11 protein-coding genes are annotated in these 12,515 nt (G+C 67.5%); 6 read left to right on the top strand and 5 right to left on the bottom strand.

The annotated features are described in order from the left end of the window. Window positions 1–41: 41 nt before the first annotated feature. Together WNM05_RS06905 and WNM05_RS06900 are read right to left on the bottom strand one after the other, a co-directional pair. The gene (locus tag WNM05_RS06905; protein ID WP_434633651.1) at window positions 42–2,309 is read right to left on the bottom strand and encodes a nitric-oxide reductase large subunit; all 2,268 of its coding nucleotides are present in this window, start codon (window positions 2,307–2,309) and stop codon (window positions 42–44) included. A 182-nt stretch (window positions 2,310–2,491) separates the two neighbouring features. Beyond that, on the bottom strand, window positions 2,492–3,598 hold the full coding sequence (locus WNM05_RS06900; protein WP_434633649.1) for a nickel/cobalt efflux transporter: 1,107 nt from the start codon (window positions 3,596–3,598) through the stop codon (window positions 2,492–2,494). A 116-nt stretch (window positions 3,599–3,714) separates the two neighbouring features. Between WNM05_RS06900 and WNM05_RS06895 the strand changes: the two genes are divergently transcribed. Next, window positions 3,715–3,987: a metal/formaldehyde-sensitive transcriptional repressor gene (locus WNM05_RS06895; RefSeq protein ID WP_434633647.1), complete on the top strand. Its 273-nt coding sequence runs from the start codon at window positions 3,715–3,717 to the stop codon at window positions 3,985–3,987. Window positions 3,988–4,003: 16 nt separating this feature from the next. On the opposite strand, the gene WNM05_RS06890 is transcribed toward WNM05_RS06895, so the two are convergent. Both WNM05_RS06890 and WNM05_RS06885 read right to left on the bottom strand, forming a co-directional pair. Then, window positions 4,004–4,321 carry a cupredoxin domain-containing protein gene (locus tag WNM05_RS06890; RefSeq protein WP_434633646.1) on the bottom strand — a complete coding sequence of 106 codons (318 nt, stop codon included), beginning with the start codon at window positions 4,319–4,321 and terminating at the stop codon, window positions 4,004–4,006. A gap of 15 nt (window positions 4,322–4,336) precedes the next feature. Further along, window positions 4,337–5,287: a metallophosphoesterase family protein gene (locus WNM05_RS06885; protein ID WP_434633644.1), complete on the bottom strand. Its 951-nt coding sequence runs from the start codon at window positions 5,285–5,287 to the stop codon at window positions 4,337–4,339. Window positions 5,288–5,486: 199 nt separating this feature from the next. On the opposite strand from WNM05_RS06885, the gene WNM05_RS06880 reads away from it, so the two are divergent. From WNM05_RS06880 to WNM05_RS06870, 3 genes are all read left to right on the top strand, one after another. Beyond that, complete coding sequence (locus WNM05_RS06880; RefSeq protein ID WP_434633641.1) at window positions 5,487–6,104, top strand: TetR/AcrR family transcriptional regulator; 618 nt, start codon at window positions 5,487–5,489, stop codon at window positions 6,102–6,104. Between the two features lie 76 nt (window positions 6,105–6,180). Beyond that, window positions 6,181–6,921: an NADPH-dependent oxidoreductase gene (locus WNM05_RS06875; protein WP_434633639.1), complete on the top strand. Its 741-nt coding sequence runs from the start codon at window positions 6,181–6,183 to the stop codon at window positions 6,919–6,921. A gap of 28 nt (window positions 6,922–6,949) precedes the next feature. After that, window positions 6,950–8,044: an alkene reductase gene (locus WNM05_RS06870; protein WP_434633637.1), complete on the top strand. Its 1,095-nt coding sequence runs from the start codon at window positions 6,950–6,952 to the stop codon at window positions 8,042–8,044. Window positions 8,045–8,081: 37 nt separating this feature from the next. Here WNM05_RS06870 and WNM05_RS06865 read toward each other — a convergent pair whose 3' ends face one another. Continuing rightward, window positions 8,082–8,675, bottom strand: coding sequence for a TetR/AcrR family transcriptional regulator (locus tag WNM05_RS06865; RefSeq protein ID WP_434633635.1), 594 nt, complete (start codon window positions 8,673–8,675; stop codon window positions 8,082–8,084). A gap of 117 nt (window positions 8,676–8,792) precedes the next feature. Here WNM05_RS06865 and WNM05_RS06860 point away from each other — a divergent pair, with 117 nt between their 5' ends. Both WNM05_RS06860 and WNM05_RS06855 read left to right on the top strand, forming a co-directional pair. After that, entirely contained in the window at window positions 8,793–10,271 is a 1,479-nt protein-coding gene (locus WNM05_RS06860; protein ID WP_434633633.1) for an amidase, read from the top strand. A gap of 149 nt (window positions 10,272–10,420) precedes the next feature. Then, window positions 10,421–12,490, top strand: a complete 2,070-nt coding sequence (locus tag WNM05_RS06855; protein WP_434633632.1) for a prolyl oligopeptidase family serine peptidase — start codon at window positions 10,421–10,423, stop codon at window positions 12,488–12,490. The last annotated feature ends 25 nt before the right edge of the window (window positions 12,491–12,515 follow it).

Genomic DNA, 12,515 nt, shown 5'->3' with positions numbered 1-12,515 from the left:
GGGCCCAGGACGCGAAAAAGCCGGGCAAGCTCGGCCTCGCCTCACGCGCGCTGTGCGGCGCCGGCCTCCTTCCTGCGTCTGCCCAGCAGCTTCAGCGCGAAGCGGCCCAGGTACAGCACGCCCAGCGCGAACACGATGTCGCCCGGCACCCGCATCCACACCAGGTTCTGCATCAGCGCCGAGTGCACCACCTCGGGCGAGCGCGCGTACCACAAGCCATACTCGACGCTGGCCCAGGCCTGGTAGATGCCGGACGGCAGGATGGACAGGAACACCATCATGAACAGGCCGATGTTGAGCAGCCAGAAGGTGGGCTTCAACAGGCGGTTGTCCCATTGCTCGGCATCCGACACGCCGCTCAGGCAGAACAGCATCAGCCCTATGCCCAGCATGCCGTAGACGCCGAACAAGGCCGCGTGGCCGTGTGCCGGGGTCATGTTGAGCCCTTGCACGTAGTACAGCGAGATCGGCGGGTTGATGGCGAAGCCCAGCAGGCCCGCGCCCACCGTGTTCCACGCGCCGACGGCGACGAAGCACAGGATGGCCCACTTGTAGCGTTCCACCCACGGCGCGGCGCCGCCGCGGCGATAGGTCTGCCAGCCTTCGAAGCCCACCAGCGCCAGCGGCACCACCTCGAATGCCGAGAACACCGCGCCGATGGAAATCACCGCGGTGGACGCGCCGGTGAAGTACAGATGGTGCAGCGTGCCCAGAATGCCGCCGAACAGGAAGACGATGGTTTCCAGCACGATGGCGCGGTTGGCGCTGGCCATGCGGATCAGGCCCAGCCGCGCGAAGATCAGCGCGACCACCGCGGTGGCGAACACTTCGAAGAAGCCTTCCACCCACAGATGCACCAGCCACCAGCGCCAGTACTCTATCATCGAGTAATGCGTGTGCCGGCCCCAGGCCAGCGAGGTGGCGTAGAACAGACCGATGCAGGCGGCGGACAGCAGCAGCATCGCGATCAGGCTGCGACCTTCCGTTTCCTTGTCGCGCAGCGCCGGCAGCAGCGCGCGCGCCACCAGGAACAGCCAGAACAACAGGCCGACGAACAGCAGGATCTGCCATACTCGGCCCATGCTGGTGTAGGCGAGGCCCTGGTTGCCTATCCAGAAGCTGAAATCGGTGCCCAGCCGTTGCAGCGTGCCCAGCCAGCCGGTGACGGTGGAGCCGACGACGATGAAGATCAGCGCCCAGAACAGCACGTCCACGCCCAGCTTCTGATGCTTGGGCTCATGGCCGGACAGCAGCGGCGCGATGTAAAGGCCGGTGGCCAGCCAGGCGGTGGCGATCCACAGTACGCCGAACTGGGTGTGGATGGTGCGGCTCACCACCCAGGGCAGCACCTCGGCCAGCGGGATGCCGAAGAAGCTGTGGCCCTCAACCGCGTAGTGGGCGGTCACGGCGCCCATGCCCACCTGGGTCAGCAAGAGGCCGATCACCACATAGAAATACTTGCCGGTGGCGCGCATCGACGGCGTGGCCTTGAGCCGGCCCAGCGGATCGGCGGCCGGCACCTGCGCGGCCTCCTCGCCCTCGCCGGCGGCCACGTGGTACCACACCATGGCGGCGATGCCGGCCAGCATCAGGATCACGCTGGCGATCGACCACATGCCGTTGGCGGCGGTCGGCGCATTGCCGACCAGCGGCTCATGCGGCCAGTTATTGGTGTAGGACAGGCCGGTCTCTCCCGGACGGTCGGCGGCGGCCGACCAGGCGGACCAGAAGAAGAAGGCCGATACCGCCAGGCGGTCGTCGGCCGACGGCAGCGCGTCGGCGCTCATCGCGTATTGCTCGCGCAGCTTGTCGAAGGCCGGATCGGCGCCGTACAGGCCCTGGTAGTGGCCGGCCACCTCGTGCGCGGCCGCGGCGCGGGCGATGCCCAGCGTCAGCTTGCCGCTGGCCGCGTCATAGCCGTTGGCGCGCATTTCGCGGCGCAACTCGGCGCCCAGCATGCCCTGGCGGCCGACATCCAGCTGCGCGTAGGCCTTGCCGAAACGCTGTTTCGCCCAGTTCTCGCGCAAGGCCAGCGCCTCGCGATGCAGCCAGTCGGCCGACCAGTCCGGCGCCAGGTAGCTGCCGTGCCCCCACACCGTGCCCAGCTGCTGGCCGCCGGACGACAGCCAGGCCTGCTGGCCTCGGCGTATCTGCGCGCCGGTGAACAGCACCTTGCCGTCGGCGCCCTGCACCACGGCCGGAATCGGCGGCGCCGCCTGGTAGATTTCCCTGCCCATATAGAGCAGGACCGAGAACGACAGCAGGCAGATCACCGCCAGCCATCCCCATAGTCTTCGCGTGTTTTTCATGTTCGCTCCCTGCGCGGGCCTCCCAAATGGTTGACTCAGTCCGCAGCCTACATGCTGAAATTAAAGATGTATATATTGCACATCTTTAAGCATGATTCAGATCAAGGCCGCCGGAAAAGTGCATGGGAAACGCATGAAAAAGCGGCCCCCTCGGGAGCCGCCATCTTGGTCCAATCGGCCGCTCAGGCCAGATGCGACCAGCCGGACCAGCCCAGATACAAGCCCACCAGCATGATCAGCGCGCCGGAAACATAGGGCGCCTTCCGCACCCATTCGCCGAAACCGCTCCAGCGGCCGGCCACGTGCTTGACGCTCAGCGCCGCCAGCACGCCGGACGCCACCATGGTCAGCGCCAGGCCGATGCTGAAGCACAACACCAGCGTCGCGCCCAACGCCAGCTGTTTCAGTTGCAGGCACAGCAGCAGCACCGTGATGGAGGCCGGGCACGGCACCAGGCCGCCGCTCAGGCCGAAGGCCACGATCTGGCCGGTGCTGACGTCGCGGCCGGCGAAACGGCGGCGGATGTCGTTGGCGTGCGCCCTCTCGTGCGGGTCCTGATAGCCGGACGCAGACACGTCGAGGCCACCATGATCGCCAGCCGCGTGGTCATGACCGCGCTCGGCGAATTCCACGTCGTAGTCGTGGCTGTGATGGCCGTGCCCCAGCTTCAGCCGCGCGACGAAGGCATGCGGCTCGGGTATCGCCTCCACCGACTCCAGAAACCCGCCGGCGTCGCGGAACGCGAACGCTTGCCTGCCGCCATCGGGCCGCTCGGTTTCCAGCGACACGTGCTCGGCCCGCCACGACAAGCGGTGGCCGTCCGCCGCGGCCAGACGGAAACGCGGCGGCGCGCCGGTTTCGAAAACCTCCAGCGTCACGACGCCGTGGCCGGTGTCTATCCGTTTCTCCCCGCCATGATGGTGATCGTGGCCATGCTCATGGCCGTGCCGGCTGTCTAGCCAGGTTCGCCGCATCATCCAAGCCGCCACCGCGATCACCAGCGCCGCCGAGGCGATCTGGAAATACGGCTCGGCGGTTTCCGCGTTCCAGTTGCGGCCGAAATGCAGGCCGGCCAGCGCCACCAGCCAGACCACCGCGGTGTGGGACACGGTGGCGGCCAGGCCCAGCAGCACGGCTTGGCGCACAGAACCGCGGATGGCGACGATGAAGGCGGCCATCATGGTCTTGGAATGTCCCGGCTCCAGGCCGTGCAAGGCGCCCAGCGCGATGGCGCTGGGCAGGAACAGCCAGGCGTTGCCCTGTTGCAGCAAGGCGGCGAAGGAGGTCATGGCGATTTCCAGGTGATGGTGCAATGCTGCGCATTATACTCACCCCCAGTATCAATATACTAGCCCCCAGTATCCGTCATGCTAAGATCAGCCAATCAAAAACGGAGAATCACACGATGTCGCACACGGTACGGGACAAGGCCAAGCTGCTGGCGCGGGTGCGCCGGCTGCAGGGCCAGGCCGCCGCGCTGGAGAAGCAGCTGGAAAACGACGGCGACTGCTCGGCCATCCTGCAGCAGATCGCCGCGATACGCGGCGCGGTCAACGGACTGATGCTGGCGGTGATGGAAGGCCATCTGACCGACCACGTGGTCAAGGAGCCGGAGCCGGAGCAGCGCCAGCACGACCTGGACGCCGTGCTGCAGGTGCTCCGCTCCTATCTGAAGTAGCCGGGCCGCGACTGGCTCAGGGCTTGCGCACGTGCACCACGCCGGTCATGTACGGATGCACGGCGCAGAAGTAGGCGTAATCGCCCTCCTTGTCGAACACGTGCTCGTAGCGGTCGTCGGTGTCCAGCGCCTTGGAGACGAAAGTCTTGTCGCGGCCGGACACGGTGTGGGGAATCTCGTCGTGGTTGACCCACGTCACCTTGGTGCCCGGCGCCACCGTCACCTCCTTCGGCGTGAAGGCGAACTTGCTGATGTCCACCTGCTGCGGCCCGGCCCACGCGGCCGCCGCGAGCAGCAAGGCGCCCAGCAGCCAGCCAGATTTGCATGTTCTCATGCCTTTCCCCTTTGCTCAGTGATCCAGCGGCGTGTCCACCATCGCGAGCTCGCTCTGCCCCCGCAGCACGGTGAGCTGTCGGGTGCCCAGCAGCTTGCCCAACTCGCCGGCCGGCACCTTGACCGGCGCCGGCTCGCCGAAACCGGCCTGGCCCGGCGTCGGCAGCGGATAGGCCAAGGAGCGCGCGGTGTGGAAGGCCACGTGCCCCTCCACTTTCTGCATCACCTGGTGGATATGGCCGTTCAGCACCGTCACCGAGCCGAACGGCCGCAGCAGCGCCATCACCCGGTCGGCGTCGGCGGTGCCCCAGCCCCACGGCTCATAGATGGTCCACAAAGGGATATGCGCCAGCACGACGATGGGCGTGGAGCGCGACAGGCCGGCCAGATCGCGCTTCAGCCAGGCCAGCTGCTCGTCGCCCAGCGCCGCCAGCCGGCCGGTGGAGAAGTTCAGCACATTGTTGAGCGCGACGAAGTGGACGCCTGCCTGGTCGAAGCTGTACCAGGCCCTGCCCTTGCCGTCGTGGTCGAAAAACTTCAGATAGCCTGACACGCCGTCGTCCAGCGCGTCATGCTCGCCCGGAATGGTGTGGACGCGATCGACGCGGATGTCCTTGAACATCTGCCGCCCCAGATCGAATTCCTCCGGCTTGGACAGATGGCTGACGTCGCCGGTGTGCACGACGAAGGCCGGCGTCCGCGTCAGCGCGTTGATGTCGGCGATCGCGCGGCGCAGGCTGCCCTGCACATCGGGATTGGCCTCGCGGTGGAAGCCCAGATGGGTGTCGCTGATCTGCACGAAGCTCAGTCCGCCCTCGCCGGCGTCCGCCTCCCCGGCTGCCTGCGCTCGCGGCACGCCGCCCGCCATGGTCCACACCAGCGCCGCGCCGGACCAGGCGGCCAGACAGCCCAGGGCCTCGCGGCGGCCGGCATCCGGCTCGCGCTCCGTCGTATCCTTCTCGTCCATCGCCCGCTCCTTTCGCCATGCGGCGTCGCCGCCCCGGCCGTCCGACCGGATGGCCAGCAGACGGCGACGCGATGAGCTGGTTGTAGGATGGGCATCCGACGCAGTCAAGCCGCGCCGCTGTGGAATCAAAACGACAATGGCGAGGCGTCGGGCGATAATTTTCTTGAAACTAGACGACTGGTCTAGTAGCATTCATTCCATGTCACGAGCCAATCATTCAGCCGACACCCGCGAGCACCTGCTGGCCACCGGCGAGGAGATCATCCTCGGCAAGGGCTTCGCAGCCGTCGGACTGGCGGAGATACTCTCCACCGCCGGCGTGCCCAAGGGTTCGTTCTACCATTACTTTCCGTCGAAGGAAGGCTATGGCGTGGAAATGCTGCGCCGCTACTTCCTCAGTTACGACGAAAGGCTGGTGGTGCTGCTGCGGCCCGAGTCCGGCAATGCCCGCGACTGCCTGATCCGTTATTTCCAGGGCTGGCTCGACACCCATCGCTGCACCGAGCAGAGCCATACCTGCCTGGCGGTGAAGCTGGCAGCGGAAGTGTCGGACCTGTCCGAGCCTATGCGCGAGATGCTGGCCGAAGGCATGGGCCGCTTGATTTCCCGGCTGGCCGACACGATACGCCGCGGCCAGGCCGAAGGCAGCCTGTGCACCTATCTGGAGCCGGACGAGCTGGCCGCCAGCCTGTACAGCCTGTGGGTGGGCAGCGCGCTGCTGTACAAGGTGCAGCGCTCGGACCAGCCCATGCACAATGCCTATCGCCTGACCGAGACCATGCTGCTGAAACCGGACAACGGCAGCTGTAAACGCTGAACGCACGATCCCGCCGCGCCCGGCGGGTTTTCTTGAAACCGATACTAGACGACTGGTCTACTAAATGGAGTTCATCATGAATGAAACCCTGCAACTGATGCACACGCACCGCAGTGTGCGCAGCTACCGGGACACGCCCGTCGCGCCGGAACTGCTCGATGCCGTGCTCGACGCCGCCTGGAAAGGCCCGACCTCGATCAACGGCCAGCAAGTCTCGCTGGTGGTGGTGCAGGACGCCGAGCGCCGCAAGCGCATCGCCGAAATCGCCGGCGGCCAGCCGTGGATCGCGCAAGCGCCGGTCTTCGTCGCCGTGGTGATGGACTTCCACAAGACCCGCCTCGGCGTCGAGATGGCCGGCGAGAAGCAGGTGATACACGACAGCGTCGAGGCCTTCGCCGTCGGCTCGGTGGACGCCGGCATCGCGCTGGGCAATCTGATCACCGCCGCCCACGCCGCCGGCCTGGGCGTGGTGCCGATCGGCGGCATCCGCCGCGATCCGCAGGCGATGATAGACCTGCTGGAACTGCCGGAACTGACCTTTCCGCTGGCAGGGCTGGTGATCGGCCACGTCAAGGACGACAGTGAGCAGAAGCCGCGCCTGCCGCGCGACAGCTTCGTCCATCGCGAGCGCTACCACGCCGACGGTCTGGCCGCCCACATCGCCGCCTACGACGACACGCTGCGCCGCCACTGGCAGGACATCGGCCGCGCCGACGGCGAACCGTGGACCGCCAACACCGCCCGCATCTATCGCCAGGTTTATTTCCCCAAGGTCGCGCCCGCCGCGCGCGCCCAGGGTTTTGGCTTCGAGCAGTAATCCCGACGACTCTCTCAAGGAAACCGATATGCAAGCCGACAAACTGTTCACCCCGCTGACCGTGGGCGCCGTCACGCTGGCCAACCGCGTCGCGATGGCCCCGCTGACCCGCCTGCGCAACATCGAACCGGGCGACGTGCCCGGCCCGCTGGCCAAGGAATACTATCGCCAGCGCGCCAGCGCCGGCCTGATCGTCGCCGAGGGCACCCACATCTCCGCCACCGCCAAGGGCTATGCCGGCGCGCCCGGCATCTACAGCGAGGAACAGGTCCGCGCCTGGAGCGAAGTGACCGACGCCGTGCACCGGGACGGCGGCAAGATCGCGCTGCAACTGTGGCACACCGGCCGCATCTCGCACCGCTCGCTGCAGCCTAACGGCGACGCGCCGGTCGGCCCGTCGGCGATCCAGGCCGACAGCCGCACCAATATCCGCGCCGCCGACGGCAGCCTGATCCGCGAGCAGTGCGACACCCCGCGCGCGCTGGAGATCGAGGAAATCGAGGACATCATCGAGGACTACCGCCGCGCCACCGACAACGCGCGCCGCGCCGGCTTCGACCTGGTGGAAATCCACGGCGCCCACGGCTATCTGCTGGACCAGTTCCTGTCGCCGCAGGCCAATGTCCGCACCGACCGCTACGGCGGCAGCGTCGAGAACCGCGCCCGCCTGCTGCTGGAAGTCGTCGACGCCGTGGTGGCCGAATGGGACGCCGACCACGTCGGCATCCGCATCTCGCCGCTGGGCATCTTCAACGGCGTCTCCAATACCGACCAGCTGGAGATGGCGCTGTACCTGGCCGAGCAACTGGCCAAGCGCAATCTGGCCTTCCTGCACATCTCGGAGCCCGACTGGGCCGGCGGCCCCAAGCTGGACGACGGCTTCCGCGCCTCGCTGCGCCAGCGCTATCCGGGCGTGATCATCGGCGCCGGCGGCTACACCGCGGAAAAAGCGGAGGCGCTGCTGACCCAGGGCTATATCGACGCCGCCGCCTTCGGCCGCAGCTATATCGCCAATCCGGACCTGGTCGAGCGGCTGAAGCGCAACGCCCCGCTGAATCCGCCGAAGCCGGAAACCTTCTACGGCGGCGGCGCCGAAGGCTATACCGACTACCCGACGCTGTAAGCCTCTCCAGTTAAGCCCCGCGCCCGGCGGGGCTTTTTTATTTCGCCGCGGCCCGCCGTTCGAGAATCTCTCCCGCGATCCGCAGCGCATGCGCGCCGACCCCGACGATGGATTGGTTCTGCGCGGCGACCTGCGCGCCCTCGAACACGAACATCAGCTCGCTGGCCGCATCTTCGGGCGACGCGAGGCCGGCGGCCGCGCACATGTCCGCCAGCCGCCGCCATTGGCGCTTCTTGTATTCCTCTATCCGTTTCCGGCCGGCGTGCTCCCTGTCCGGCAGCTCCGCGATCGAATTGATGAACGGGCAGCCGCGGTGAGACCAGGCGCCGGCGTCGTCGGCGAAGAAGGCCGCCCATCCCAGAATCTGGCCGCGGGGATCGTCCGGGTGGGCGGCCTCGATGGCGTCGAACGCGCGCCAGTAACCATCTATCACCTGACGCAGCCACTCGGCCACCAGCGCGTCCTTGGACTGGAAATGGCGGTAAAGGGCCATCTTGGTGGTATGGGCTCGGGCCGCGATCGCCTCGACGCCGGTCGCCCGGATGCCTTCGTTGTAAAACAGTTCGCCCGCCGCGGCGAGCAGCCTCTCCCGCGGCGGCGCCGAAGGCCCGGCCGCTTTTTTATCGCTCATTGTTCATCCTCGCCTTGACGATGATACCGATCGGTATCATCATGCTCAATTACGATACCGAACGGTATCACCGCTATCGGGCTCATGTCGAGCCGCGACGCGTTCAAGGGGAGGTCAATGATGAAGCTTTCGGAATATGCGCAGTATGATGCGGTGGGTCTGGGCGAGCTGGTCGCCAACGGCGAAGTCGGCGCGCGGGAACTGGCCGACGCGGCGCTGCGGGCATGCGAGTCGGTCAATCCGCGGATCAACGCCGTCATCGAAACCTGGACGCCCGAGCTTGCCGGCGTCGCCCCCGCATTGGATCGCGGATCGCCGCTCGCCGGCGTGCCCTTCCTGATCAAGGACGTCGGCGTCACCATGGCTGGCAGGAAGCTTGAGTTCGGCAGCCGGCTGGCGCGGGGACTCACCCCCGAAGCCGACTCCATCCTGATGCGGCGTTTCCGCGAGGCGGGACTCGTCACGCTGGGCCGGACGACCACGCCCGAATTCGCGTGGAGCGGCACGACCGAGTCGGCGCTCTGCGGCCCGACCCGCAATCCCTGGAACCTCTCGCACGGCGCCGGCGGCTCCAGCGGCGGCGCGGCGGCGGCGGTGGCCGCCGGCATCGTGCCCATCGCCCATGCGACCGATGCCGCCGGCTCGATCCGCATTCCGTCCGCCGCCTCCGGCGTGTTCGGACTGAAGCCGACGCGCGGCCGCGTGTCCAACGGGCCCATGCTCGACGAGGCCATCCACGGACTCGCCACCCAGCTGGGCGTCAGCCGCTCGGTGCGCGACAGCGCCGCGCTGCTCGACGCCGTGCACGGAGCCGACGGCGGACAGCCCTTCTCCATCGCCGGGCCCGCCGGCAGTTATCTCGCGCAAGTCGGCGTCGAACCCGGCAGGCTGCGGATAGGCGTGATGCCGCAAGCCTGGGGCGGCAGACGCACCGCGCCGTCGATACTCGGACATCTCGCCGCCGCGATGCGATTATGCGAATCGCTCGGCCATGTCGTCGAGGAAGCGGAGCTTCCGCTGGGCTGCAGTTGGGACGCCTTCGTCGACGCCAGCTCGGTGCTGTGGGCCGTCAACATCGCCGCCTGGATAGACGACGTCGCGGCCGCGACCGGACGCAAGATCGACCTGTCCACGCTGGAGCCGCAGACGCTGGCCGTCTATCGGACAGGACAGGGAATACGCGGCGTCGAGATCGTGCGGGCGCTGGATCTGCGCAATGCCGTCACCCGCGGCGTAGCGGCCTTCTTCGCCCGCTACGACCTGCTGCTGACACCGACGCTGCCCGAGGCGGCCCCGCCGCTCGGAAGCTATGCGGCCGGCGCGGAAACGATGGACGGCCACCAGTGGACCCGCCACGTGATGGGCGGCTCGCCGTTCACCCCGGCCTTCAACGCCGCCGGCGTGCCGGCGATGTCCGTTCCGCTTTTCCTGGACGCGGCGTCGGGCTTGCCGGTCGGCATGCAGTTCGTCGCGCCGGCCGGCCGGGAGGACACGCTGTTCCGGATGGCAGGCCAGCTGGAGCGCGGCCTGCCGTGGGCCGGCCGCCAGCCGGCGACATGGGCCGGGGACGATGGAGGCGCGGCCATATCCGGCTGAGGAAAGCGACGCGCCGCGGTGATGACAATAGGATTTGAAACGCGCTACAGTCTGGGACGGCCCGCCGCCACGAGCGGCGCGCCGCGACAACAGGACGTCCTGCACGCCGGCGCCGCCGGCGGCAAGGACTCCGCACTCAGGAGAACATCATGAAGACCAGACTGCTCGCGTCCGCAGCCCTGCTGCTGGCCGCGCAGTGCCATGCGGCCGACGACCCCTATCTGTGGCTGGAAGACGTGCAAGGCAAGGACGCGCTGCAATGGGTGCATCGGCAGAACGCGCTCACCGTCAAGGAAGCCGACGGCTGGAAAAGCTTCCCGCAATTGAAGCGCGACATCCTCGCCATCCTCGACTCCGGCGCCCGCATCCCTGCCATCGAAAAGATAGGCGGCCGCTACTACAACTTCTGGCGCGACGCCGAGCACCCTCGCGGCCTGTGGCGCAGCACCACGCTGGACGAGTACCGCAAGGCCAAGCCGGCCTGGGAAACGGTGCTGGACCTGGACAAGCTGGCCCGCGACGAAAAGGAAAACTGGGTATGGCAGGGCGCGGACTGCGTCAAGCCCAGGCAGGACCGCTGCCTGGTCCGCCTGAGCCGCGGCGGCGGCGACGCCGCCGTGGTGCGCGAATTCGACCTGCCTGCCAGGCGCTTCGTCGAAGGCGGCTTCACCGTGCCGGAAGCCAAGAGCGAAGTCCACTGGAAGGACCGCGACGCGCTGTACGTCGCCACCGACTTCGGCACGGGCTCGCTGACCGCCTCCGGCTATCCGCGCATCGTCAAGGAATGGAAGCGCGGCCAGCCGCTGGCCGAAGCGTCGACGCTGCTCGAGGGCAAGCCGTCCGACATCTCGGTCAGCGCCGGCCGCATCGACAGCGCCGGCCATCGTTACGACCTGATCACCCAGGGTTCCAGCTTCTTCAGCAACGACGTCTATCTGCTGCAGGGAGGCAAGTGGCAGAAGCTGGACAAGCCCGGCCACGCCGAAGTCAGCTTCCACGGCCCCTGGCTGCTGCTGAAGCCCCGCCAGGACTGGCAGGTCGGCGGCCATGACTGGAAGGCCGGCAGCCTGCTGGCCGTCAAGCTGGACGACTATCTGCAGGGCAAGCGCGATTTCGCCCCGCTGTTCCAGCCCACCGCCTCCACCTCGCTGGCCGACAGCGCCGACACCCGCGACGCGCTGATCCTGACCGTGCTCGACAACGTCAAGAGCCGGCTGGTCGAGTGGAAAGTCGTCGACGGCAAATGGCAGTCGCGCCCGGTGGCCGCCCCCGGCTACGGCAGCATAGGCGTCAGCGCCATCGACAGCGACGACTCCAACGATTATTTCTTCACCTTCACCGACTTTCTGACCCCGACCTCGCTGTCGCTGGCCCACGCCGGCAGCGACGCGCGCGAGCCGCTGAAGCAGCAGCCGGCCTTCTTCGACGCCAAGCCCTACCGCATCCAGCAATTCTTCGCCCGCTCCGACGACGGCACCCGCGTGCCCTACTTCGTCGTCGCGCGCAAGAATCTGAAGCTGGACGGCAAGAACCCGACGCTGCTGTACGGCTACGGCGGCTTCGAGGTGTCGATGACGCCCTATTACAGCGGCGCGCTGGGCAAGGCCTGGCTGGACCGTGGCGGCGTCTACGTGCTGGGCAATATCCGCGGCGGCGGCGAATACGGTCCGGCCTGGCACGAGGCGGCGCTGAAGCACAACCGCCAGAAGGCCTACGACGACTTCTCCTCGATCGCCAAGGACCTGGGCCGGCGCGGCATCGCCGACGCCCGCCACCTCGGCATCAAGGGCGGCAGCAACGGCGGCCTGCTGATGGGCGTGATGCTGACCAAGTATCCGCAGCTGTTCCACGCCATCGTCTGCCAGGTGCCGCTGTTGGACATGCGGCGCTTCAACAAGCTCTTGGCCGGCGCCAGCTGGATGGATGAGTACGGCAATCCGGACCAGCCCGAGGACTGGGCCTATATCAAGCGGTATTCGCCGTACCAGAACATCCGTCCCGGCACCCGGTATCCGGCCACGCTGTTCGTCACCTCGACGCTGGACGACCGCGTCCATCCTGGCCACGCCCGCAAGATGTACGCGGCGATGAAGGCGATCGACGCCGACGTCCGCTACTACGAGCGCACCGAGGGCGGCCACGGCGCCGCCGCCAACCACGAGGAGGAGGCCAGAATCGCGGCCATGGAATACGCCTTCCTGTGGAGGCAGCTGCGCTGACACGACGGGCCCCGCGAAACCATCC

The organism is Chromobacterium sp. CV08, assembly GCF_051129845.1.
In the GTDB taxonomy this organism is placed as follows: domain Bacteria; phylum Pseudomonadota; class Gammaproteobacteria; order Burkholderiales; family Chromobacteriaceae; genus Chromobacterium.
Note: the sequence above shows the minus strand (reverse complement) of the source record. Positions and strands in the feature narration are given on the sequence as shown.